Source organism: Methylobacterium currus, from assembly GCF_003058325.1.
Taxonomy (GTDB): Bacteria; Pseudomonadota; Alphaproteobacteria; order Rhizobiales; family Beijerinckiaceae; genus Methylobacterium; species Methylobacterium currus.
The window spans coordinates 906,363-928,410 of the sequence record NZ_CP028844.1; the positions used below are offsets into that span (position 1 = coordinate 906,363).

The 22,048-nt window shown below is 65.0% G+C and carries 22 protein-coding genes and 2 pseudogenes; 15 read left to right on the plus strand and 9 right to left on the minus strand.

From position 1 onward, the window contains the following. Positions 1-299 precede the first annotated feature (299 nt). Positions 300-1,778, plus strand: a complete 1,479-nt coding sequence (locus tag DA075_RS34275; RefSeq protein ID WP_099957512.1) for a hypothetical protein — start codon at positions 300-302, stop codon at positions 1,776-1,778. Positions 1,779-2,390: 612 nt separating this feature from the next. After that, complete coding sequence (locus DA075_RS34280) at positions 2,391-3,008, plus strand: zinc metalloprotease (protein ID WP_099957513.1); 618 nt, start codon at positions 2,391-2,393, stop codon at positions 3,006-3,008. On the opposite strand, the gene DA075_RS34285 is transcribed toward DA075_RS34280, so the two are convergent. Then, entirely contained in the window at positions 2,916-5,288 is a 2,373-nt protein-coding gene (locus DA075_RS34285; RefSeq protein WP_210207080.1) for a Tn3 family transposase, read from the minus strand. The genes DA075_RS34280 and DA075_RS34285 overlap by 93 nt on opposite strands. A 129-nt stretch (positions 5,289-5,417) precedes the next feature. Between DA075_RS34285 and DA075_RS34290 the strand changes: the two genes are divergently transcribed. The 3 genes from DA075_RS34290 (at position 5,418) to DA075_RS34295 (ending at position 7,690) form a co-directional block, all read left to right on the plus strand. Next, on the plus strand, positions 5,418-6,050 hold the full coding sequence (locus tag DA075_RS34290) for a recombinase family protein (protein ID WP_096488053.1): 633 nt from the start codon (positions 5,418-5,420) through the stop codon (positions 6,048-6,050). A gap of 136 nt (positions 6,051-6,186) precedes the next feature. Further along, positions 6,187-6,336: a hypothetical protein gene (locus tag DA075_RS36925; RefSeq protein WP_164712599.1), complete on the plus strand. Its 150-nt coding sequence runs from the start codon at positions 6,187-6,189 to the stop codon at positions 6,334-6,336. A gap of 170 nt (positions 6,337-6,506) precedes the next feature. After that, a protein-coding gene (locus tag DA075_RS34295; protein ID WP_099957514.1) for an IS3 family transposase occupies positions 6,507-7,690 on the plus strand; the annotation gives its coding sequence in 2 pieces (ribosomal slippage) (positions 6,507-6,774 and positions 6,774-7,690; 1,185 coding nt in all). Between the two features lie 139 nt (positions 7,691-7,829). Here the strand turns inward: DA075_RS34295 and DA075_RS34300 are convergent. From DA075_RS34300 to DA075_RS38735, 3 genes and pseudogenes are all read right to left on the minus strand, one after another. Further along, positions 7,830-7,988: pseudogene (locus DA075_RS34300) on the minus strand (DDE-type integrase/transposase/recombinase); the annotation flags it as partial. A 285-nt stretch (positions 7,989-8,273) separates the two neighbouring features. Then, the gene (locus DA075_RS34305) at positions 8,274-8,648 is read right to left on the minus strand and encodes a flagellar biosynthesis repressor FlbT (protein WP_244936713.1); all 375 of its coding nucleotides are present in this window, start codon (positions 8,646-8,648) and stop codon (positions 8,274-8,276) included. A 103-nt stretch (positions 8,649-8,751) separates the two neighbouring features. Continuing rightward, positions 8,752-9,102 carry a flagellar biosynthesis repressor FlbT gene (locus tag DA075_RS38735; RefSeq protein WP_099957516.1) on the minus strand — a complete coding sequence of 117 codons (351 nt, stop codon included), beginning with the start codon at positions 9,100-9,102 and terminating at the stop codon, positions 8,752-8,754. Between the two features lie 186 nt (positions 9,103-9,288). On the opposite strand from DA075_RS38735, the gene DA075_RS34315 reads away from it, so the two are divergent. Next, on the plus strand, positions 9,289-11,217 hold the full coding sequence (locus DA075_RS34315) for a flagellin N-terminal helical domain-containing protein (RefSeq protein WP_099957517.1): 1,929 nt from the start codon (positions 9,289-9,291) through the stop codon (positions 11,215-11,217). Between the two features lie 543 nt (positions 11,218-11,760). Continuing rightward, complete coding sequence (locus DA075_RS34320; RefSeq protein ID WP_099957518.1) at positions 11,761-13,689, plus strand: flagellin N-terminal helical domain-containing protein; 1,929 nt, start codon at positions 11,761-11,763, stop codon at positions 13,687-13,689. A 116-nt stretch (positions 13,690-13,805) separates the two neighbouring features. Here the strand turns inward: DA075_RS34320 and DA075_RS37985 are convergent, their stop codons facing one another. The 3 genes and pseudogenes from DA075_RS37985 to DA075_RS34330 all read right to left on the minus strand — a co-directional run. Further along, positions 13,806-14,093 (minus strand): hypothetical protein, encoded by a 288-nt coding sequence (locus DA075_RS37985; RefSeq protein WP_244936669.1) that lies wholly within the window; start codon positions 14,091-14,093, stop codon positions 13,806-13,808. A gap of 27 nt (positions 14,094-14,120) precedes the next feature. Beyond that, on the minus strand, positions 14,121-14,282 hold the full coding sequence (locus tag DA075_RS37990) for a hypothetical protein (protein ID WP_244936670.1): 162 nt from the start codon (positions 14,280-14,282) through the stop codon (positions 14,121-14,123). A gap of 289 nt (positions 14,283-14,571) precedes the next feature. Continuing rightward, positions 14,572-14,925, minus strand: a pseudogene (locus DA075_RS34330) (integrase); the annotation flags it as partial. 178 nt (positions 14,926-15,103) lie between these two features. On the opposite strand from DA075_RS34330, the gene DA075_RS34335 reads away from it, so the two are divergent. The 3 genes from DA075_RS34335 to DA075_RS34345 all read left to right on the plus strand — a co-directional run bounded on the left by DA075_RS34335 (position 15,104) and on the right by DA075_RS34345 (position 17,610). After that, the gene (locus DA075_RS34335) at positions 15,104-16,204 is read left to right on the plus strand and encodes an RHE_PE00001 family protein (RefSeq protein ID WP_091890614.1); all 1,101 of its coding nucleotides are present in this window, start codon (positions 15,104-15,106) and stop codon (positions 16,202-16,204) included. 217 nt (positions 16,205-16,421) lie between these two features. After that, a complete protein-coding gene (locus DA075_RS34340) occupies positions 16,422-16,958 on the plus strand; it encodes a Ros/MucR family transcriptional regulator (RefSeq protein ID WP_091890616.1) in 537 nt (178 codons plus the stop codon). 193 nt (positions 16,959-17,151) lie between these two features. After that, positions 17,152-17,610 carry a Ros/MucR family transcriptional regulator gene (locus DA075_RS34345; RefSeq protein ID WP_099957610.1) on the plus strand — a complete coding sequence of 153 codons (459 nt, stop codon included), beginning with the start codon at positions 17,152-17,154 and terminating at the stop codon, positions 17,608-17,610. Here the strand turns inward: DA075_RS34345 and DA075_RS34350 are convergent. Continuing rightward, a protein-coding gene (locus DA075_RS34350; RefSeq protein WP_099952440.1) for an IS5 family transposase occupies positions 17,603-18,369 on the minus strand; the annotation gives its coding sequence in 2 pieces (ribosomal slippage) (positions 17,603-18,054 and positions 18,054-18,369; 768 coding nt in all). The two genes, DA075_RS34345 and DA075_RS34350, sit on opposite strands and share 8 nt — an antisense overlap. Before the next feature lie 320 nt (positions 18,370-18,689). Between DA075_RS34350 and tnpA the strand changes: the two genes are divergently transcribed. The 4 genes from tnpA (at position 18,690) to DA075_RS34370 (ending at position 21,241) form a co-directional block, all read left to right on the plus strand. Then, positions 18,690-19,064: an IS66-like element accessory protein TnpA gene (gene tnpA / locus DA075_RS34355; protein WP_099957519.1), complete on the plus strand. Its 375-nt coding sequence runs from the start codon at positions 18,690-18,692 to the stop codon at positions 19,062-19,064. After that, positions 19,061-19,408 carry an IS66 family insertion sequence element accessory protein TnpB gene (gene tnpB, locus DA075_RS34360; RefSeq protein ID WP_099957520.1) on the plus strand — a complete coding sequence of 116 codons (348 nt, stop codon included), beginning with the start codon at positions 19,061-19,063 and terminating at the stop codon, positions 19,406-19,408. Before tnpA ends, tnpB begins: the two co-directional genes overlap by 4 nt. Before the next feature lie 79 nt (positions 19,409-19,487). Then, positions 19,488-21,044 (plus strand): IS66 family transposase, encoded by a 1,557-nt coding sequence (gene tnpC / locus DA075_RS34365; RefSeq protein WP_099957521.1) that lies wholly within the window; start codon positions 19,488-19,490, stop codon positions 21,042-21,044. Next, entirely contained in the window at positions 21,041-21,241 is a 201-nt protein-coding gene (locus DA075_RS34370) for a hypothetical protein (RefSeq protein WP_091890630.1), read from the plus strand. The genes tnpC and DA075_RS34370 overlap by 4 nt, the downstream gene beginning before the upstream one ends. A gap of 117 nt (positions 21,242-21,358) precedes the next feature. Here DA075_RS34370 and DA075_RS34375 read toward each other — a convergent pair whose 3' ends face one another. Then, positions 21,359-21,616 (minus strand): hypothetical protein, encoded by a 258-nt coding sequence (locus DA075_RS34375; protein ID WP_123834576.1) that lies wholly within the window; start codon positions 21,614-21,616, stop codon positions 21,359-21,361. Positions 21,617-21,713: 97 nt separating this feature from the next. Between DA075_RS34375 and DA075_RS37275 the strand changes: the two genes are divergently transcribed. Continuing rightward, complete coding sequence (locus DA075_RS37275; RefSeq protein WP_091890636.1) at positions 21,714-21,983, plus strand: hypothetical protein; 270 nt, start codon at positions 21,714-21,716, stop codon at positions 21,981-21,983. Positions 21,984-22,048 lie beyond the last annotated feature (65 nt).

A 22,048-nucleotide genomic window follows, 5' to 3' on the forward strand; every position in this document is an offset into this window, starting at 1 on the left:
CCGGAGGCCCTGATCGGCAGCGAGTTCGGCGTGATCGTCCGCCTCGACCGTTTCGGTCCCTTCGCGCAGGGGCGCGGTGACCGCAACGGGAGAATGAAGCCGGGCCTCGATGTGACCGGCGTCTCTCGCAGGTTATAAGGCGGGCCCCTCGGAGACGCGCCTGACCGCGCCTCGGCAGGAAGCGTGCGAGACCCGGCGCGGGGCTTTGCCGAATGCCTGCCACGTCGTCCCATCCTGCGTCAGCCGTTCCGGCATCTCCGATCGGCATTCCCCGTCATCGAACGATCAGGCTCCCCACGATGTCCCGCCGGCCGCAACTGCCCCTCGGTGCCCTGCTCGTGACGCTGCTCGCGTCGGGGCACGCCTCCGCCTTCGAGCCGCCCAGCCGCGATCCGCGCGAGACCGCGCCCGACGCCGGCAGCCGGACCCCCGAGGCTCCGGCCGACGCGGTGGACGCGATGGCGTTCATTCCACAGGCCCTCCGGGCCGGCGTGCGCGACCGGACCGGCACGACCGACCTGGCGCCGTATCTGCGCGCCGCCTTCGCCACCGGCCGGACGGTGCGGATCCCGGCCGGCCGCTATCCGGTCTGCGACGGCCTCACGCTCGCCTCCGGCCAGAGGGCGGTGGGGGAGGGGGTGACGGCGTCGGTGCTGTGGGTCGGGCCTTGCTTCAATCTCGCGGCGCCGGCGGTCGTGGCGGTCGCGGCCGGCGATTCGTCGGGCTGGGACGGGATCGGGATCGCCTTCGACCAGTCGGCCGCGACGAGCCGGGCGACGCTCCGGCGCTATCCGTGGGCGCTCGACATCCGCGCCGCCACCCGCGTCAAGATCGGCAGCCTCCGCCTCTCGGGCGCGTATGACGGGATCCGCTGCGACGGCAATTGCGGCGGCCTCGCCGCAGAGCTGCTCGAAATCGGGGCGTTCAACCGGGGGCTGCTCCTCGACGGCCCGCAAGACTTCACCCATATCGGCGTGCTCCATGCCTGGCCTTTCGACTTCGCCGCGTCGCCGGCCCTGATGGCGATCTACCGCGACGGGGCGACGGTGGCGGCGGAGTTCGGCCGCGTCGACGGGCTCGACATCCGCAGCCTCGACACCTTCGGTGCGGCGGTTGTCGGCAACCGGAACGGCAATAGCGGTGCGGCGCGCCAGATCGGGATGATGCAGCTCGACGGCGACGGGGCCACCTTCTCCAATGCCGCCGGCGATTGGCAGATCGGCCTCCTGTCGAGCACCAAGTCCGGCCACCCGACCGTCCCCACCATCGCCTCGGCGGGCGGGACCGTGCTGATCGGCTCGGCGCGGCTCTGGGGCGCCACCCGTGCGCCCTACCTGATCGTGACCGGCGGCAGCCTGGCCGTGTCCGGCGGCGCGTTCGAGCAGGCGGCCGACCAGCCGGCCGCCGAGGTCGCCGGCGGCACCCTCGTCGTCACCGGCACGATGCTCAAGCCGCTCGTCGGCTCTGCCGGCCCGGCGCGCAGCCGGCCCTTCCTCGTGCAGAGGGGCGAGGGCACCCTGATCGCGACCAACAACGCCGCTTTGCTGCCGGCCTCCGGGGGAGGCGGCCCGCTCGTCGGCATCGGGACGGACCACGCCCGCAACACCGTCACCGGCAATGTCATGGCCGGCTGGGGCATCGCGCTGCCGCAGGGCGCAGGGCTCGGATCCTACGGCGACAATGTCGCGCCGGCACAAGAGAGTGTGGCGGGCGTCGCGGTCGGGCGCGCAGCCTCGCGGCCGACCCGCCCATCCGGAACGGCCAAGCCGTCACCGTGACGGCCAAGCCGTCACCGTGACGGGGTCGGCGGCCGGGCCCGCGAGGCCGGCCGCTCGCGGCTCTCTTCCGGTCTCGCCGAGCCCGGCGCGATCCCGTCGAGACAAGCACAGACAAGATCCGTTCGAGATCGACCGATCACCGGTGCTGATCGCAGAGGTGCCGCATCCGGCCCCCTGTCATCACGGGTTCAGCGCGCACGTCTGCGGCCCGACCGACGGTGTGTCCAGACATGGCGCCGGGCCGCGACCTCGATTGCATGTTCCGCGAGTAGTCATAGTCCGATCGGCGTAATGACGACGCGGTAAGGACTAGGCCATTCGGATCGGTCGCAGAGAAATCTCGCGTCGGAGCAACGTCGTAGTCCGGCAAATCTGCCCTGCCGTTCAGGCATGTATCGGCTGTCTTTCACGACGGTATCTTGTCGTGCTTTTCGCCATGGGGCGGTTTTCGTACTGATATTTTGCAAATACGTCATAATAGCACATTGTAAAAACCAAGAAAGAAACAATAAAAATCTGGACACGTCTTCGATAGAGCCCGTAACCTGCAAGCTTGTCAGCGGATGGTCGGCCGTCGCCGGCGCTCCGTTCTGGCACACCGGGAGGACGCGGATGGCACTGACGGCTGTTTCGCCGGAAAGCGGCAACGAATTTGTCGATTCTTTCATCAACAATGGACGGCATTACGTCAATGGCGCGGGGGTATCGGGCCCGTTCGTCATCAATTATTATTTTGGTGAGCTGACAGGCACCGAGATCGACGGCCGCAACTACGGTTATACGTGGCGCCCGATCGAGAAGGCGGCCTACCGCACCGCCGTGCAGGGTTGGGAGCACGTCGCGAACATCAAGTTCAACGAGGTTGCGGCCCAGGCCGATGCCCTGTTCGTCGAGCGCCTCGAGAACCAGGCGACCGCCGGCGGCACCGTCTCGGCCTCGCACAGCCTGCCGAGCGCCAATGCGGCGGCGCAGAGCCAGGGCACCTACAACTTCGAGGCGGTCAACATCCGGCAATGGACGCCGGACACGCTGGAGCCCGGCGGCAACTTCTTCGGGCGTGTCGCAAAAATTTTGGCCGGAGAAAATTGTGCTCCCGGGAGAGTCCGCGCTCGATCCGATGGGGCGATCTCAGGGCCGCTAAACCGCCTCACCGACCCCTTTGAAGCGGCTAAGCAGGCCGTGGGCAGGCATCGTAACACCCGGTGCGGAGAAGATTATTTCGATCGTTGAGAGTTTGCGACACGCCCCCGCGGTGTCGGTCGCATGCTCGCGGATGACCAGGTCGCTCTCATGATCGAGCAGGCCGTCGAGGACATGGGCGGCCTCGCCGGCATTGGCGGCGATGACCTTGGTGTGGAACGGCGTGAAGCGGTCGGTGACGTGCGTGTAGAACAGCACACCGGGTTCGGTGCCGTAGCGGGCGTTGCGATCGGCGCGCGCCTCGCCCTGACCGCCGGCGCGGAAGAACTGCCCGTCCGACGACGACGTGTCGCCCGGGCCCCAGACCGCGGCGAGCGGATGCACGGTGTGGCAATCGACGATCGCCGCCAGCGCCGACAGGTAGGTCTCGTCGCGCACATGCCATTCCGCTGTCCAGCGCAGGCGCGGCAGCGTCAGCCCGCGCGAGCTTTCCGCCATGCGCCCGAGGCCCAGGTTGGTCGCGTCGGCGAGGATCGCGCCCATCAGCGCGGCCGGGTCGGAAGCGGGTACGCCGCTGCGGGCATGGACGAAGCGGTCGGCGAACCCCGACCAGGCGGCGACCTCCACCAGCAGGTCGGTGATGCGGACACGCGGCAGCATCGCGTAGAGCTGGCTCTTCAACGCCTCGGCCTCGTCGGCCGGGGAGCGCCGGATGGGTGAGATCAGTAGCTGCCCGCGCTCGATCGTCACGTCGACCAGCCCACCGGCCGCGGCGGCGCGCTCCACCTCGGTCATACGCCGGGCCAGGAGCGTGCGGCGCTCCTCATGCCATTGGGCAAACCCAGGCGACACGGCGAGGCGCAGGTTGCCATCGGCGCGCATCGTCTCGAACGCGGGCACGGGCAGCAGATAATCGTCGAGCGTGCGATAGGCGCGGCTGCCGTCCACCCAGATGCTGCCCGAGGCCAGCCGCTCGCGCAGGTGGACGATCACCGCGATCTCGTAGGCGCGCCGGTCGATCGTCCCTTCGACCGGCTGCACGACCTTGCGCCAGCGCGGCCTGATGAAGCTGGTCGGCACCCGCTTCGGCAGGACCGATCGACCGTCGCGGTACATCGTCCGCAGCGCCTCGATCGCACCGAGAAGCGGATCGCCCGACCGCGCCGTGCGGAAGGTGAAGGCGGCGAGGAAGGTCGGGGCGAACCGCCGCACGGCGGGATAGCGTTCGACCACATCCTCCAGGCCGTCATCGACCGAGCGCGTCAGATCCTCGGCAAAGCGGATGCTGCGTTCCAGCTGATCCCACCCCACTCGGTCGTCGATCGCGCGGAAGGGGTCGCGCCCGCTCGCGCGGGCCTCGACCAGCAGGCGGCCGAGCCGGGCATGGAGGCGGGCCGTGTCCTTCAGCATCCGCGCTTGCCCGAGCAGCCGGTCGGAGCGGGTGCGGTCGGCACGGCGGAACAGCGCGCCCACCATCTTCTCGACCATGACCAGGGCGGCGTCGGTCAGCGCCGCCTCCATCTCGATCATGGAGGCGACGAGCATGGCGAGCCGACGAGGACGTTCGAGGCGGCGCAGGTGCTGGGCGGTGACGAGGCCGGCGGTGCGCGCGATGACGGCGTAGCGGGCGGCATGGATGCGGCGTGCCCCGTCCGCCGCGATCCCGATGGCGCGCACCGCGTCGAGCCGTTCGACGATCCCCTTCAGGTTGGCAGCCGACGGCGCCTCCGGCCACTCCCGTATCCAGCCGAGCCGGGTGCGGCCGTCGTCGTCCGAGGCGATCAGGCGATCGAGCGCCGCTTGCTGCTCGGCCGGGCAGTCTCGGATCAGCCCGGCATGGGCGGCCTTGCGCGCCCGGGTCCGTACGATGAGCGCCAGCCGTTCCAGCGTCGATGCGGCCGGCAGCACGATCCGGCCCAGCCGCAGCCGATCGACCATGCCGGCGACGATCGTCTCGCCCCGGTCGGTCGAGGCGGCGATCTCCGACCCCACCGCCAGCATCGATCGCACGTCCGCCCGCTCGAAGGCGCGCAGGCCGAGCCAGGCTTCGATCTCGGCGCGATGCTCGCGCAGCGTCGTCGGGCGGGCGGCATAGCTGGCGAAGTCGGTGGCATCGCATCCGATCTGACCGGCGAGCAACTCCAGCATCGCGTCGGGCACCGCCTCACCCGCCACCAGTGCGCGTCCGGGATGACGGAGGTAGCAGAGCTGCACCGCATGGCCGATCCGGTTCGGACCTCGCCGACGCCGTGCCACCTGCACGAGGTCGGCGGGACCGAGGGTGTAGAGTCGTTCGATCGTCGCGTGATCGGCAGGCGGGTCGAAGATCGCGGCGCGCTGCGCCGGTGACAAGATAGTCTTGGCCGGCATCCGCTTCCCATCCGTCACGAAACAGGAATGCGGGCCTGTTCACGGAGCGTAGACCACAAGACGGGTTGTGTGACATCATGCTGACCGATCGGCGGGCAATGCCGCTCCGTCACGCAGACGGACGTATGAATGACGACCGTGATCGGCTACGCCCGGGTGTCCAAGGCCGACGGCAGCCAAGTGCACGACCTGCAGCGCGACGCGCTCGTCGCGGCCGGCGTCGATCCCGGGCACATCTACGAGGATGCCGCCTCCGGTCGGCGCGACGATCGTCCCGGGCTCGAGGCCTGCCTCAAGGCGCTACGGATCGGCGACACGCTGGCGGTGTGGAAGCTCGACCGGCTCGGCCGCGACCTGCGCCACCTCGTCAACCTGGTCGGGGATCTCACGAAGCGCAACGTCGGGCTGAAGGTGCTGTCGGGCGAAGGCGCCTCGATCGATACCACCACGGCCAACGGCCGGCTGGTGTTCGCCATCTTCGCCGGCTTGGCCGAGTTCGAGCGCGAGTTGATCTCCGAGCGCACGAAGGCCGGGCTGGCCGCGGCTCGCGCCCGGGGCCGCAGGGGCGGTCGCCCCTTCAAGATGACGCCCGCCAAGCTGCGCCTGGCTCAGGCCGCGATGGGAAACCCCGAAACCTGCGTCGCCGACCTCTGCGTGGAACTCGGCATCACCCGGCAGACCCTCTACCGGCACGTCACGCCCAAGGGGGCGATCAGGCCAGACGGAGAAAAGCTCCTCGCCCGCACCGGTCGGCGGGCTTAGCGTACGTTTTCGACCATCCTCTCACCGGGCCCCGGGAAGTGGACGGCCTGCCGGCACCAGCCGGTTAAAGAAGCTCCTGACGCCCAAAGCGCTCGACAATGCAATCTCGGCTTACCTCGCTGATCCGTGGAGGCCGGTGTCGCTGGAGATCGGCGGCAAGCGCCTCGTCGTCGCTGCTGTTCAGGCGCACACCTACGCCGTCGAGGTGCTGGCCCGCCCGAATGTCACGCTTTGGCAGATGCGCCCCGCGGTGCGGACCGCGATCCTGGTGGCGCCCATCGCATGATCCCGGCGATCTTCCTCTTTCTCGCGGCTCTCCTCGCGCCGATATGCACGGGGGCAGCCTTCGTGTCGCTGTGGCTTGCTACCGGTCGGGTCAACCATAGAGACGACCATTGACCCCGATGTTGACCCGCTTTCGTGGAGCCCTTCAGGCTTTTCCACGAGGTGCAACCGATGCCCCATACACGTCCGCCCTATCCTGCTGAGTTCCGTCGTCAGATCGTCGAACTGGTCCGCGCCGGACGCGATCCCACCGATCTTGCCCGTGAGTTCGAACCGTCGGCTCAGGCCATCCGGAACTGGGTCGCACAGGCTGACAAGACCGAGGAGCGCCGTGAGGCAAAGACAGAGACCCTCACGGCTGCCGAACGTGAAGAACTGATCCGTCTGCGCCGCGAGGTGCGCCAACTGCGGCTGGAGCGGGATATCCTGTCAAAAGCCGCGGCCTGGTTCGCGCGGGAGACCGGCGCGGTGCCGTCGGGATCTTCCGGTTCATGAGCGCAAACCGGGCCACCTTTCCTATCGCCGTCATGGCCCGCGTGCTCGGCGTCTCGGAAGCAGGCTACCATGCCTGGCGGCAACGGGAGCCCTCGGCCCACGCGCAGGCCGATGCCGCGCTGTTGAAGCGGATCCGCACGATTCACGCGGGCTCGGGCGAAGCCTACGGTGCTCCACGCGTTCATGCTGAGTTGGCGGCCGAAGGATCACGCCATGGGCGCAAGCGCATTGCGCGCCTGATGCGCGCAGGCGGCCTCGTCGGCGCCAGCCGGCGGCGGCGAGCTGTCATCACCACGCGGCGGGACAAGAAGGCCCGGCCAGCCCCCGATCTCGTTGAGCGCAACTTCCGAGCCGAAGGCCCCAACCAGCTCTGGGTCGGCGACATCACTTATGTGCCGACCGCCGCTGGCTTCCTCTACCTCGCCGTGGTCCTCGATGCCTGGAGCCGGCGGATCGTGGGGTGGGCGATGGCGAACCATCTGCGAACCGAGCTCGTGCTCGACGCCCTGGAGATGGCGATCGGCCAGCGTAAACCGAGCGCCGTCATTCACCATTCCGACCAGGGAAGTCAGTACACCGCTCTCGCCTTCGGCAACCGTTGCCGGGAAGCCGGTGTTCGGCCCTCGATGGGCTCGATCGGCGATGCCTACGACAACGCCATGGCCGAAAGCTTCTTCGCGACCCTCGAATGCGAACTGCTCGACCGCCGGCGCTTGGCTTCACAAGCTCAGGCCCGAATGGCCGTCTTCACCTTCATCGAGGGCTTCTACAATCCAGTTCGACGCCACTCCGCCCTCGGCTACCGCTCGCCGATCCGCTACGAGAAGGAGATGCTGACAGACCCATCGCCCGCAAGCTGATCACCACTCCACGAAAGCGGGTGAACATCACTCGGGCGAGCGCAAGTACTACCTGTCCAACCTGCCGGCGCGGATCACGCGACGGGCACTCGTGGGCGCGATCAAGGCGCGATGGGTGTGCGAGCAGGCGCACCAGCAACCCGAAGCCTTTGCGCAGCCACAGCATCGCCTCGAAGCTGCAAATCGTGCGCCGGGCCGTGGTGAACGAGGGGAACCCACCCACCCACGGCATCGCCCGTTTCACTCGGAAATGATCGCTCTCGATCCCCTGCTGCAGTTGCCTGGTAACGTGGTGGCTGTTGTCCCAAGCCGCCTTGTTCTGCGCCGCAGTGTCGGGATCGCCGCTCATTACCAGCTCTAGCTGAAATTGTGTGCAATATTTACATCACGCACGATATTGTTGCGATTGGGGTTTCAAAGTTCTGGCTTATATCTCAGTCGCACTCTTATCGGACATGGTTAGCAACTCGTGAACCGGCCTCGGTATGGATCATGACTTCGCCGATGAGTCTCTCGCTGAGAAGCTTCCGGCCTGAGAATGTTGGCCGACACGTCGTGCTCAGATTGAGGGACTGATGATGTATTAACTCACTTGCGCCTCGTAGGTAGCTAGCGCTTTGCCATGCTTGAGCGCCGCATGTGTCTTTTTTTCATCGAGTGAATTTTGAATATTATTAATATATTTATTTGATCCCGGTAGATGCACTAGCAATTCTAAAATACAAGAAGATAATTCCCTCAACTCTTCAGAGTGATCTTCTTTGAGGTGTATCTGCTGCAATAGATAAACTATCCTCTTGCAGGGTGTGCGAGCTTCTTCTTCGGAGATCATTTCACTGCCACGAAGCATGCGGCATTGATTTTTGAGTACAATATCTGCCTTACTGGAACCATTTACGATGATAGCGCCATTGATATAGATGGTTTCGAAGGGCATTATTGTTAAGCGAAGCGGCATGATGGTCACCCCTATTTGTAGTTCGTTGTGATACCAATTTTGTGTTTCTAAGAGAAGGACATATTTTTGCGTCCTATTAGATCAAGAAGCGATTTCTCATATTTTATAAGCTCTTGACCGATTTTGAGAGCTTGATAGAAATTATTACATACGATTTCCTTATAAGGCTCTGATATATACAGCCCATACTTGGAGCCGCTTTAATTGTCTCAGTTGTCGATGAAATAAATGCGTTTTCAACCTCGATGTAATTATCTGTTATATAAACAGCTTGTAAAGTAACGTACAGTCGTTCACAAACGGTTCTTGCTTGGTTTTCAGCCAATATATCCTTCTCACGTAAAAATTCGGTCTTTGTTTCGAAAGTCAGCGATGCTCGACGATCAACGTTTCGGATCGAGACGTTGCCTACAATGACTCGCTCATGCGGCTTAAGATCGATACGGAGGGCCATGCGGGAGGTGCTCTGATCTGGGGTTACTCTGCCCCAATGGCGTTAATCATTCGTAAATCATACTTTCAAAAATCCTGGCTAATGGGACGCTTCCGGTGATCGCAGTAAGGATCAAGCAGGGACGCTCGTTGGAGAGTGATGGCGCCTTCGAAACTGAAGGTTAAAGATCTAAATAGGATCGCCCTCATGTCTTCCGATATCACGCTGTCGGCCGCCACGCGCCAGAACCTCCTGTCGCTGCAGGACACGGCCAGCCTCCTCTCTACGACGCAGACCCGCTTGTCTTCCGGCAAGAAGGTCAACAGCGCCCTCGACAACCCGAGCAGCTACTTCACCGCTCAAGGCCTGTCCTCGCGCTCGTCGTCGCTCAGCGGCCTGCTCGACGCGGTGTCGAACGGCATCCAGACGATCCAGGCGGCCAATACCGGTATCACCAAGCTGAAGAGTCTGACCGATCAGCTGAAGTCGGTGGCCCAGCAGGCCCTTGGCTCCTCCAACGCTTTCGTCGCGAAGGCTGCGATCTCCTCCACGGCTTTGACCGGCGCCACGGCCGACAACCTCCTGTCGACCGGCGCCACGTCAGTCCTGGCCGATACTGCGTTGAGTACGAACACGAGTGGTGTGGCCGCGAACAAGACAGGCAACGTCGACGTCAGCACGCAGACTGCTATTCAAACGGCTCTGTTCACGGCCGGCGCGACAAGCCTCACGATGAGCATTGATGGCGTCAGCATCACCTTGAACAAGAACGTCGACGACACCAGCCAGTCCACCCTGGTCAGCTCGATCAACTCCCAGCTGAAAGCGGGTGGATCGAATGTCCAGGCGGCGATAAGCGGCAATTTCATCAAACTCGCCGGCTCGACCGACGGTGCCACCTTCAGCGTGGACAGTACGGCCAACACGAAGCTGGGTTTTGGTATCACCGCGAACGCTGCCGGTCAGTTCCTTGTCAACGGCACATTCTCGCCGACCGCGACGACGCTCGCGACGGCCATCGGCTTCACGGCCGGCGACAGCTTCACCGTCAACGGTCAGTCGGTGATGGTCTCGAAGTCCGATACGCTGAGCTCGCTTGCTCAGAAGGTCGGCACGGCCACCGGCGGCACGGTCAGTGCGAGCTTCGACTCGACGACCCGCAAGTTCACCTTTACAGCCGCGGACGCCTCCACCGCCATCAACCTGGGCGACGGCAGCACTGCGACCGCTAAGGTGACCAACCTCGGCTTCACTGCGTTCAAGAGCTATGCCGCTGGTCAGGGTGCCACGACCATTCAGCAGTATACTACTCCACCTGCGCTCGTTGGCGTGAATTACCAAAGCTTCAATGCCAGCGCGCTCGCAAACAGTTCGATCGCAGTCAAGGTTGCTAACGGAACTACCGTCAACGTCGCGTTCGGCACCGGCAGCGGCCAGATCTCCAGCCTGACCCAGCTCAACGCTGCCCTGGCACCCGCCAACGCCATGGCAAGCCTCGACAGCTCGACCGGCCAGCTCAAGATCACAACCACGAACGAGTCGGGTGCTGACGCTCTCCAACTGACTGCCACAGGCACACTCAACCCGTTCAGCTCCGGCACCTCGACTGCGATCATTGCCGGCGACGGGGCGAACACCCGCAACGGCTTGGTCAACACCTACAACAACCTTCTGACCCAGATCGATCAGATGGCCCTCGACTCCGGGTTCAACGGCACGAACCTGCTGGCGGGCGACACCTTGAACATCGCCTTCAACGAGAAGGGCACGTCGTCCCTCAAGATCCAGGGTTCTTCGGTGACCTCGTCCTCGATTGGACTCTCGGCGATCGGCCAGGTTGACTTCCAGGATACTAACTCGATCAACGACGTGATGAAGAAGATCACCAGCGCGTCGAACTCGCTGAAGAACCAGGCCTCATCGCTGGGGGCGAACCTGGCGGTGGTGCAGAACCGTCAGGACTTCACCAAGCAGATGATCAACGTGCTCGACACGGGTGCGGCGAACCTGACGAACGCCGACCTGAACGAGGAGGCGGCGAACTCGCAGGCGCTGTCGACCCGCAACTCGCTCGGCATCTCGGCGCTGTCGCTCGCCAACCAGGCCCAGCAAGGCATCCTGCAGCTCCTGCGCTGATCGACGCTCAGCCTTAAGCGTAAGACAAACGGCCGGGGCTCACGCCTCGGCCGTTTCCTTTTTTAAATCATGCGGATTGACCTTGTTGCTGCCGCAGGAAGCAGAATTAAAGTTGCTTATAATCTCTGTTATATAATTACAAAATAAATATAAGTATTTATAATGGTATATTATATTACATATAGTCATTAATGTATGTAATGTTTTTATATCTGAATATTTATCATGAAACCTCATAAAAAAATCTCATAAAATCTATTATTTAATTGATCAATCTATTCAATATCCCATTATCTTGCATTAAGTATGTACCGCATTCCTAAAGGCTGTCTCCAGGGTCACATGTGGATGGCCAGGCGAGGGTACTCTGATTGAGTATCGTGCTGCTGCGATAGAATTGAGGTCTCGTAAATCATACTCTCCAAAAATTCTGGCCAATGAGACGCTTCCGGTGATCGCAGTAAGGATCAAGCAGGGACGCTCGTTGGAGAGTGATGGCGCCTTCGAAATCTGAAGGTTAAAGATCTAAATAGGATCGCCCTCATGTCTTCCGGTATCACGCTGTCGGCCGCCACGCGTCAGAACCTCCTGTCGCTGCAGGGCACGGCCGACATGCTCTCCACCACCCAGACCCGCCTGTCTTCCGGCAAGAAGGTCAACAGCGCCCTCGACAACCCGAGCAATTACTTCACCGCTCAAGGCCTGTCCTCGCGCTCGTCGTCGCTCAGCGGCCTGCTCGACGCGGTGTCGAACGGCATCCAGACGATCCAGGCGGCCAATACCGGTATCACCAAGCTGCAGGGCCTGACTGACCAGCTGAAGTCGGTGGCTCAGCAGGCTATCAGTGCCTCTAACTCCTTCGTCGCGAAGGCTGCGATCTCCTCCACGGCTTTGACCGGCGCCACGGCCGACAACCTCCTGTCGACCGGCGCCACGTCAGTCCTGGCCGATACTGCGTTGAGTACGAACACGAGTGGTGTGGCCGCGAACAAGACAGGCAACGTCGACGTCAGCACGCAGACTGCTATTCAAACGGCTCTGTTCACGGCCGGCGCGACAAGCCTCACGATGAGCATTGATGGCGTCAGCATCACCTTGAACAAGAACGTCGACGACACCAGCCAGTCCACCCTGGTCAGCTCGATCAACTCCCAGCTGAAAGCGGGTGGATCGAATGTCCAGGCGGCGATAAGCGGCAATTTCATCAAACTCGCCGGCTCGACCGACGGTGCCACCTTCAGCGTGGACAGTACGGCCAACACGAAGCTGGGTTTTGGTATCACCGCGAACGCTGCCGGTCAGTTCCTTGTCAACGGCACATTCTCGCCGACCGCGACGACGCTCGCGACGGCCATCGGCTTCACGGCCGGCGACAGCTTCACCGTCAACGGTCAGTCGGTGATGGTCTCGAAGTCCGATACGCTGAGCTCGCTTGCTCAGAAGGTCGGCACGGCCACCGGCGGCACGGTCAGTGCGAGCTTCGACTCGACGACCCGCAAGTTCACCTTTACAGCCGCGGACGCCTCCACCGCCATCAACCTGGGCGACGGCAGCACTGCGACCGCTAAGGTGACCAACCTCGGCTTCACTGCGTTCAAGAGCTATGCCGCTGGTCAGGGTGCCACGACCATTCAGCAGTATACTACTCCACCTGCGCTCGTTGGCGTGAATTACCAAAGCTTCAATGCCAGCGCGCTCGCAAACAGTTCGATCGCAGTCAAGGTTGCTAACGGAACTACCGTCAACGTCGCGTTCGGCACCGGCAGCGGCCAGATCTCCAGCCTGACCCAGCTCAACGCTGCCCTGGCACCCGCCAACGCCATGGCAAGCCTCGACAGCTCGACCGGCCAGCTCAAGATCACAACCACGAACGAGTCGGGTGCTGACGCTCTCCAACTGACTGCCACAGGCACACTCAACCCGTTCAGCTCCGGCACCTCGACTGCGATCATTGCCGGCGACGGGGCGAACACCCGCAACGGCTTGGTCAACACCTACAACAACCTTCTGACCCAGATCGATCAGATGGCCCTCGACTCCGGGTTCAACGGCACGAACCTGCTGGCGGGCGACACCTTGAACATCGCCTTCAACGAGAAGGGCACGTCGTCCCTCAAGATCCAGGGTTCTTCGGTGACCTCGTCCTCGATTGGACTCTCGGCGATCGGCCAGGTTGACTTCCAGGATACTAACTCGATCAACGACGTGATGAAGAAGATCACCAGCGCGTCGAACTCGCTGAAGAACCAGGCCTCATCGCTGGGGGCGAACCTGGCGGTGGTGCAGAACCGTCAGGACTTCACCAAGCAGATGATCAACGTGCTCGACACGGGTGCGGCGAACCTGACGAACGCCGACCTGAACGAGGAGGCGGCGAACTCGCAGGCGCTGTCGACCCGCAACTCGCTCGGCATCTCGGCGCTGTCGCTCGCCAACCAGGCCCAGCAGGGCATCCTGCAGCTCCTGCGCTGATCGACGCTCAGCCTTAAGCGTAAGACAAACGGCCGGGGCTCACGCCTCGGCCGTTTCCTTTTGGGCCAGGCAAACCGGTCTGGATGACTGGCTGGCCTGGATCTCCGCCAGCCCGCTCAAGAAGCGATGACGTTGAACAGGTCGAGCTGCTGCACACTTGCCCGCCGCTGCCACTGTCGCTGAGGAGTAGGACGGGGAGCCGCCTCAGGCCTGACGAAAGGTGGCAGCGAGTAGCTCGGCTTGCCGTGCAGCACCGCCCCGACGATCTGACCGCCTTCATCACGGCTTAGCAGGTAGAGGACGTGGGCTGGCGTCCGCAGGATCTCCTGGCGCAGTGGCTTCCCGGTAGGCAGGCGGGCCAGGGCCGCCAGAAGACACGGCAGCCCGGCCGAGGCGACCTGCATCGCTTAGAACTCAATCTCGCGCAGACCTCAGCGCTGGCGCGCGGCGCCGGCCGTCGTAGACGGGAAGGGGTTGGCAGCGAACGCCGTCGCCTCGTCGAGGATGAAGGCTGCGAGACGGTCGCACTCGGCGATGGCGCTCGCTCTCAGCACGTCGGCGAGCCGGTGCTTGTCCTCTGAGATATCCCGCAACCGGTGCTCCGCCTCAGCCAGGCGCACCGCGGGGCGGGTGAACAGCCATCAGGCCTTCTATTCCGCTGCCTCTGAGGCTGCCAACCCGCCAAAGTTTGACGAGCCGTTGCGGTTCATGCCGAACGCCAGCTTGGGCGCCTCGCATCCCGCGAGGCGCCGAGGAGACCACCGCCGCAGCAGTGAGACCTTAGGCGTATGGACTCTTGGGGTTCCCTTGGCGGCTGAGGAGTGACTCAAGGCTGCTTTTTGGAGGGCAGCTTTGGGCGTCCTGGATCGTCTCGTTCTCATCCTCGACGGTGCTGGGCATGCCATGACGGAGGTCGCTCTCGCGCTCGGCCGGGTCCCAGAGGTGATGGGCGACGAACTTCAACGCCAGGGCCTCGGTCGCAGGCCAAGGCAGGGGATGAACGGTCGCGGCGAGGCACCAGGCCTCGAGGTAGCCGAGATCGGAGGCGAGCGCCCGCAGGGTGTTGGTGCCCATGCCAGAGCGGGCGAGGTGCTTGAGGGTGGCGGCGTCCTCGTCGGTGAGGAGGATGGCCAGGCGCTCGCGGGCATCGAACGGCAGGAGACCGGCGAGGGCATCGAGGTCGTGCTCTCGGGCGAGGGTCGGATCTGGGAGCAGGGCAGGAGCAGTATCGGGCATCGTGGCCGGAGGTGAGAGGAGCAGCGAGGGCGCATTCAAGCCGATTTCTGGCCGCGCGTCCATCATCATCGATAAGGGGACATTATCAATGGTCAGAATGCCAGCTGTATCCTCATACAGGTGCGCGAAGCGAAATGTCCGCTCGCTTCCGTGATGGTCAATCGATACAACGGCGACAATGGTTTACCGCCTGCCCGAGCCGCTCCCCTGGGACGCCCTCGCCGCGCCGCTCGCCGCTGCCGAGGATGCCCTCGCCCGCCTCGACCAACTCCTCGCCACCAGCCCCATCCGCCACGGCTGGTGCACCCGCACAGACTTCGCCGACGGCTGCGCCAGCCTCGCCCTCCAGGGTGACCTCGTGCTCCTCGAAGACCTCGTCCTCCACGACGCCGGCCGCGACCGACACGCCCCCTCGCAAGAGCTCACCCGCGCCCACGCCGTCCTGCGTACCCGTCGCCGTATTGCCGCTGCCGAGCCCGGATGGGCCATCAGCCCCACCGGCCTTGCCGCCCTGTCCGAGGATCCAGATGGGACAGGTGATCAGGACGCGGTCCCGGTGCCAGCCACGCCGCCGATCGACGGCGCAGACGGGGAGGGGGATCTCGCGGACGTCGATGATGCGTTTTCCGCCGCGCTCGCCGACATCGACGCCCTGATCGCCCGCTCCCGCCGCCTCCTCGCCGACGCTGGCCCGGTGAGGGAGAAATCGCCCCTCGTCTACGATCCGGCCTGGGGCGCGACCGACCGCCTCGCCGCCTGGCGCCACGCCGTCGCCGACACCCGCATCCTGCCGCCGGTCCTCGCCGCCACCATCGCCTATGACGCCTGGGCGGACCTCGAGCCGCTCCAGCATCGCGCCTGGCTCGGGTCGCTGCTCGCCGCCGACCTCTTGCGCGCCCGCGACAAGGCCCGACACCACCTACCCGTTCTCGCCAGCGCCCTGCGCCGCGTGCCGCGCGATCGCTGGCTCACGCGCGATCCGTCCTCCCGGTGGTTGACGTTCCTGGGTGCCGTCACCGCGGGTGCCGAACAGGGCATGAGGGATCACGACCGCTGGATGCTCGCGCGCCAGGTCCTCCAGGCGAAGGTGAGGGGGAGGCGGGCGAACTCCAGCCTGCCAAGGCTCATCGATCTCGTGCTCGCCCGCCCGCTGGTCTCCACCACCACCATCGCCGACGAGCTCGGCGTGACGCCGCGCGCCGCCCAGACCCTCGTGGCCGAACTCGGCCTGCGCGAGCTCACCGGGCGGGGTCGCTATCGAGCTTGGGGGATCTTGTAGGCCGTCGGCGATGCGTGAATGTGAGATCCACGCGGGTCACGGCCGAAAATACTGCTCTGCAGGTCGGTGACTTGGTGCGACAAATTGCTGATGAACCTGGTTGCTCCTCAAATAGCTTGGGATCAGTCAGCGGCAGGGATTTGCTCGACGCTGGTGATCCTCCATAAAATTCTCCACGTGCGGATCTGGATGGATCCTCGTAGCAGAAAGAATTGACGTGTCGGACGAGACCCAAGCCCAACAGCCTGAGTTCATCGACCTCGCGGCTGATATCGTGTCGGCCTATGTGAGCAAGAACAACGTTCCGGTCGCCGAACTCCCGAACCTGATCGCCTCGGTGTACGCCTCGCTGAGCAGCCTCGGCCAACCCGCCGCAACGCCGGTCGAGGGTCACAAGCTCACGCCGGCTCAGATCCGTAAGTCCGTCACCCCGGACGCGATCATCAGCTTCATCGACGGCAAGCCGTACAAGTCACTCAAGCGGCACCTGACCTCGAACGGCCTGACCCCCAACGAGTACCGCCAGAAATACGGTCTGCCGCGCGACTACCCGATGGTGGCGGCCACCTACGCCGCCCAGCGCTCCGAACTCGCCAAGAGCCTCGGCCTCGGCCAGCTCCGGCGTGATCGGGCCGCGGCCAAGAAGGCGGCTGAGAAGCGGGCCGTCCCCGATCCAGTCGTCGCCGCACCCGCGGACGCGAAGTCGGCACGCCGCGGCCGACCGAAAAAGGCCGAGGCCAGCTCGGCTAAGTGAAGTCGGATCCAACGAACCCATGGCCGCGACAGCGTGCCCGACGCACGCTGTCGCTTTCGGGTGTGCTCCCGATCATGGCGGGTTTCCTGATCGCCGTGGTCGGCGTGTATTTCGCCCTTGAGGACGTCGTGATCCTCTGGATCAGGTAGGCGTGCCCTGGTCTAGGGTTGTGCGGCTTGGCGCGATGCTCGATATGCTGACGTTGCTCGGTCCTGGTCCGAGTCATGAAGTAGGGAAGCTTTCCGTGTCGCAACAAGAGCAAGGTCCCTTGGGCACTCTCGTGGGGCTCGCCGCCGACATCGTGTCGGCCTACGTGTCCAAGAACTCTGTTCCGGTCGCGGAGCTGCCCAACCTGATCGCGTCAGTCCACACCTCGCTGACGAACTTGGGGCAGCCGGCTTCAGCCGAGGCGGAGAAGCTGACCCCGCCAGTGCCGATCAAGAAGACGGTGACCCCGGACTACCTGATCAGCCTGGAGGATGGGAAGCCGTATAAGTCGCTGAAGCGCCACCTCTCGACCCGCGGGCTCACCCCCGGGGAGTACCGGCGCAAGTGGGGTCTGTCGCACGACTACCCCATGGTGGCGGCGAACTACGCTGCTCAGCGCTCGGAACTGGCTAAGAGCAGCGGATTAGGGCCTGTCGTCACTTGATCCAGAGGAGCGTAGCGGCGAGGCAGAGGACGCCCATGAAGCTGACGGCAGTCTTCTCGTAGCGTGTGGCAACGGCCCGCCATTCCTTGAGGCGCGCCCACAGTCGCTCGACGATGTTGCGATTGGTGTAGATCCAGTCAGGACAGGCGAGCGGGGCCTCGTTGCTCTTGGTCGGGATCGCGGGCCGGGCCCCGGCGGTCCAGATCGCCTCGCGAAAGCCGTGGCTGGAGAAGCCACGGTCGGCCACCACCCACTTCGGCACCCCGGGCAGTTGATCGAGCAGCGGAAGGGCGTGGGGCAGTTCATGCGCCTGACCGGGCGCGAGGCGGAAACCGACGGGGCGGCCCCGTCCATCGGCGATCACGCAGGCCTTGGTGCCATAGCCGCCACGCGAGCGGCCAAGAGCTTCACGATGGTCTCGCTCGGCTCCAGATCCCCCCTTTTGGCCGCGCCCGCCGCCTTCTGGTGGGCTCGAATGTTCGTGCCGTCGAGAAACACCATGCCCAGCGCGACGCCGCGGCTCTGCACGAGGTCGAGCAGCCGCTCCCAGACGCCGGCGCGCGCCCAGCGGATGAAGATCTGGGCGGCCTGCCACCAGGGACCCAACTCGGCTGGAATGGCCCTCCAAGAGGCGCCGTTGTGATGCCGCCAGAGGATGGCTGAGATCGTGCGGCGCAGCTCTTGGGGCGGCGTCTTGCCTTTGGGCCGGCAGGCTTCCACCAGCGGTTCCAGTTCGGCCCACTGAGCGTCCGTCAGCATCGTGTCTCCTCGCTCAAAGCGGGGAAACGCTCATCCTCGCAGAGAGTTCAAGCGACAACAGGCCCTAGGCCGGCCCCGCAAGGCAGCCTAAGGCCCTTTCCAGCAAACTCTGTCGACCAGCATGATATATAGCCGGTCGATAGAGTCATGGATCAAGGTGAGCCGGTTTACGGCATTCATGGCGGGTACTACGGCAGCTATGGATTCCATGGTGGCTACGCCGTAAGCTCTCGGTGGCGGCCGCCTTGTGCCTGTAGTGCTTTGCTCTGGATACAGTGTCTGGCGTCAGATGGCGCTGTATCGGCCCTGTGTCTGGACCTATGACCAACTCTCCTCATGTCGTTGTTGCAGGCACGCGCCGCGTCTGGTCGCCTGAGCAGAAGCGCGCCATCCTGGCCGAGGCGAACGATCCCGGCACGACCGCCTCGGAGGTAGCCCGCCGGCACGGTCTGCACTCCAGCCTGCTGTTTCGATGGCGGCGCGCCTTGCTGACCGAGCAGCCGGATGGGACTGTCACCGCGCCGCCGAGCTTCATCCCGCTCGCCCTGCCGCCTCCGGCTAAGGCGACAGCCGACGTGCCGGCCGGGTCGAGCCTGATCGAGATCGAGCTGGCCGGCGGGCATCGGGTGCGGGCCGCAACCGGGGTGGACTTGACGCTCCTGCAGGGCGCGATCGCCGCGCTGCTCGGTCGATGATCCCTGTCCCGTCCGGCTCGCGCGTCTGGCTGGCCACCGGGCACACTGACATGCGCAAGGGCTTCGACGGGCTGGCCGCCCTCGTCCAGGACCATCTGGCGCGCGATCCGTTCTCGGGCCAGGCCTTCGTGTTCCGCGGGCGCCAGGGCCACCTGATCAAGGTGCTGTGGTGGGACGGCCAGGGCCTGTGCCTGTTCGCCAAGCGCCTGGAGAAGGGCCGCTTCGTCTGGCCGTCCACCGCCGGTGCCGCCGCCGCGCTGACGCCGGCCCAGCTCGCCATGTTGCTGGAGGGGATCGACTGGCGCACGCCGCTGCGCACCGACCGGCCGATGATCGCGGGCTGAGAGCGGCAGACTACCGAGGGAGCCGCGTCCGTGGTCAGGGCCGGTAGCGACGGCTCCTGGCAAGGGCTAAGCTGTTGGCATGGCTCTCGATCCTGCCACGCTGCCCGACGACGTCGACGCGCTCAAGCGGCTGATCGTCAGCCTGACGCGCGAGGCCGTCCACGCCAGCACCCTGATCGAGAAGCTACGCGGCGAGCTCGCCCGGTTGAAGCGGGCGCGGTTCGGCACCTCGTCCGAGAAGTTCGGCCCGCGCCTTGAGCAGCTCGAACTGGCCATCGAGGCGCTGGAGGTCGACGAGGCCGAGCGCCTGGCCGGCACGCCGGTCGTCGCCGAGGCGAGGGAGGCCGCCCGACTCAGGCCGGCCCGGCGGGACCTGCCGGCGCACCTGCCGCGCGAGAGCGTGGTCCACGCCGGTCCCTGCGCTTGCCCGGCCTGCGGCGGGAGCTTGCGCCGGATCGGCGAGGACGTCACCGAGAGCCTCGACTACGTGCCGGGCCGGTTCAAGGTCGTGCGCCACGTGCGCGAGGCGTTCGCCTGCCGTGCCTGCGAGCAGGTGGTTCAGGCGCCCGCTCCCCACCATGCGGTTCCCCGCGGGCGGGCTGGTCCCGGGCTCCTGGCCCACATCGCGGTGGCGAAGTTCGACGACCATCTTCCGCTATATCGCCAGGCCGAGATCTACGCGCGCGACGGCGTCGAACTGGCGACCTCGACGCTCTCGGGCTGGCTCGGCGCGACTGCGGCCACGCTGCAGCCGCTGACCGACCTTCTGCGCCGGGAGGTGATCACTGGCTCGGACGTCCTGCACGGCGACGATACGCCGATCCCGGTGCTGGCGCCCGGCACGGGCAAGACGAGCATCGGACGGCTGTGGACCTATGTGCGGGATGAGCGTCCCCACGGCGGCGTGCGCCCGCCGGCGGCCGTGTTCTTCGCCTCGCCCGACCGTCGAGGCGAGCGCCCGCTCGCCCACCTGGCGGCCTTCTCCGGCGTGCTGGTGGCCGACGGCTATGCCGGCTTCAACGGGCTGTACGAGGCCGGGCGTGTGGGCGGTGCCCTGACCGAGGCAGCGTGCTGGGCGCATGTACGCCGCAAGATCTTCGAGGTGCACGCCGCGACGAGCTCGGCCCTCGCGGCGGAGGCGCTGGAGCGGATTGGGGCGCTCTACGGGATCGAGCGCGACCTGCACGGCAAGCCGCCCGACCTCCGTCACCGCGAGCGACAGGTGCGCTCGAAGCCGCTGGCCGAGGCGCTGAAGGTCTGGGCCGAGACGAGCCTGACCCAGGTGCCGGGCCGGTCCGAACTGGCCAAGGCGTTGCGCTACATGCTGGCACGCTGGCCGGCGCTCATGCGCGCCTTCGACGACGGGCGTCTCGCCCTCGACAACAACGCGGCCGAGCGGGCTCTGCGCAGCGTGGCGGTCGGGCGCAAGAACTACCTCTTTGCCGGATCCGCCTTGGGCGCTGAGCGCGCGGCAGCGTTCTACACGCTGATTGAGACGGCGAAGATGAACGGGCTCGATCCCGAGAGCTACTTGCGCGATGTGCTCACGCGCATCGCCGATCACCCGGCCAAGCGCCTGTCCGATCTGCTGCCTTGGAACTGGACGCCGACCGACTGGACCCAGCAGGCTGCTTGACCAGTTGCTCCGTCACCGAGCGCTTACGCTACGCCGGCTACTACGGCGGTTATCGAGGTCACCACGGCCACTACGGCGGCGGCCTCGCAGCAGGCCTCATCGGCGGCTTGGCTCTCGGAACTCTCTCTGCGGCCACCTATCCCTACGGCTACGGTTACGCCCCAGCCTACGGCTACGGCTACGATGATGGCTTCTGAGCCGTCCGGGCCTCCCGCTGGCGGCCTATGGGCTTCTCAAGCTACCTGAAGGATCTTTTTCTTAGGCTCGCACGTTCCAGAGCACCGATATGCCTAAGGAGTTTATGTATGCCTAGATCACTGCTCGCGACCATGCTCATGGGCGCCGCTCTCGCCCTCAGTCCCGCCGGTGCGTATGCCCAGCATGTCGAGGTCGGCCCGGGCGGGATCGGACTGCATGCCGAACCCGGCGCGCATTCCACGCCAATCGAGCGCCATCTCGTTGCAGACGAGCAGCACGGCGAGGCGCACCACGAGACAACCCATACCACGCACGAGGGCGACCACGGCGAGGCGCACCATGAGACGACCCACACCACCCACGAGGGCGGCCATGACGGGGAGCGCCACTAACCCGCGCAGCCCTCCGACCTCAGTCCGGCCACGCTGATCGCGGACCGGCCAATCACTCTGCCTTTTCAGGAGCAACCCCATGCACCGCTTCACCCCGGCCGCCGTTTTCGCGGTCCTCCTGACCTTCGGACCGGCCCAGGCCGCACCCCTGCCAGTCTCGACCGCTGCAGCAGTCCCGGATGGTCCGCTGATCCAGGTTCGTGACGAGATGGGTCACGGCCGGATGAGCGGCATGCGCCATGGCGGTCGAATGAGCAACATGCGCGGCATGAAGCACGGCTCGATGCGCGGCATGCGCCATGGAGGACGGATGGGCAACATGCGCGGCATGAACCACGGCGGTATGTAAGCTCCTGCGCTCCGCCTGAACCCCATTCAGGTATAAGTTGCGGACGTGCGAGGGACGGGCCTGGT

Coding starts and splice junctions, on each gene's coding strand:
- DA075_RS34275 (WP_099957512.1), top strand. CDS start 300: ATGTCCCGCCGGCCGCAACTGCCCCTCGGTGCCCTGCTCGTGACGCTG.
- DA075_RS34280 (WP_099957513.1), top strand. CDS start 2,391: ATGGCACTGACGGCTGTTTCGCCGGAAAGCGGCAACGAATTTGTCGAT.
- DA075_RS34285 (WP_210207080.1), bottom strand. CDS start 5,288: ATGCCGGCCAAGACTATCTTGTCACCGGCGCAGCGCGCCGCGATCTTC.
- DA075_RS34290 (WP_096488053.1), top strand. CDS start 5,418: ATGACGACCGTGATCGGCTACGCCCGGGTGTCCAAGGCCGACGGCAGC.
- DA075_RS34305 (WP_244936713.1), bottom strand. CDS start 8,648: ATGCCGCTTCGCTTAACAATAATGCCCTTCGAAACCATCTATATCAAT.
- DA075_RS38735 (WP_099957516.1), bottom strand. CDS start 9,102: ATGGCCCTCCGTATCGATCTTAAGCCGCATGAGCGAGTCATTGTAGGC.
- DA075_RS34315 (WP_099957517.1), top strand. CDS start 9,289: ATGTCTTCCGATATCACGCTGTCGGCCGCCACGCGCCAGAACCTCCTG.
- DA075_RS34320 (WP_099957518.1), top strand. CDS start 11,761: ATGTCTTCCGGTATCACGCTGTCGGCCGCCACGCGTCAGAACCTCCTG.
- DA075_RS37985 (WP_244936669.1), bottom strand. CDS start 14,093: ATGCAGGTCGCCTCGGCCGGGCTGCCGTGTCTTCTGGCGGCCCTGGCC.
- DA075_RS34335 (WP_091890614.1), top strand. CDS start 15,104: ATGGTTTACCGCCTGCCCGAGCCGCTCCCCTGGGACGCCCTCGCCGCG.
- DA075_RS34345 (WP_099957610.1), top strand. CDS start 17,152: ATGCTGACGTTGCTCGGTCCTGGTCCGAGTCATGAAGTAGGGAAGCTT.
- tnpA (WP_099957519.1), top strand. CDS start 18,690: ATGACCAACTCTCCTCATGTCGTTGTTGCAGGCACGCGCCGCGTCTGG.
- tnpB (WP_099957520.1), top strand. CDS start 19,061: ATGATCCCTGTCCCGTCCGGCTCGCGCGTCTGGCTGGCCACCGGGCAC.
- tnpC (WP_099957521.1), top strand. CDS start 19,488: ATGGCTCTCGATCCTGCCACGCTGCCCGACGACGTCGACGCGCTCAAG.
- DA075_RS34375 (WP_123834576.1), bottom strand. CDS start 21,616: ATGGCCGCCCTCGTGGGTGGTGTGGGTCGTCTCATGGTGCGCCTCGCC.
- DA075_RS37275 (WP_091890636.1), top strand. CDS start 21,714: ATGCACCGCTTCACCCCGGCCGCCGTTTTCGCGGTCCTCCTGACCTTC.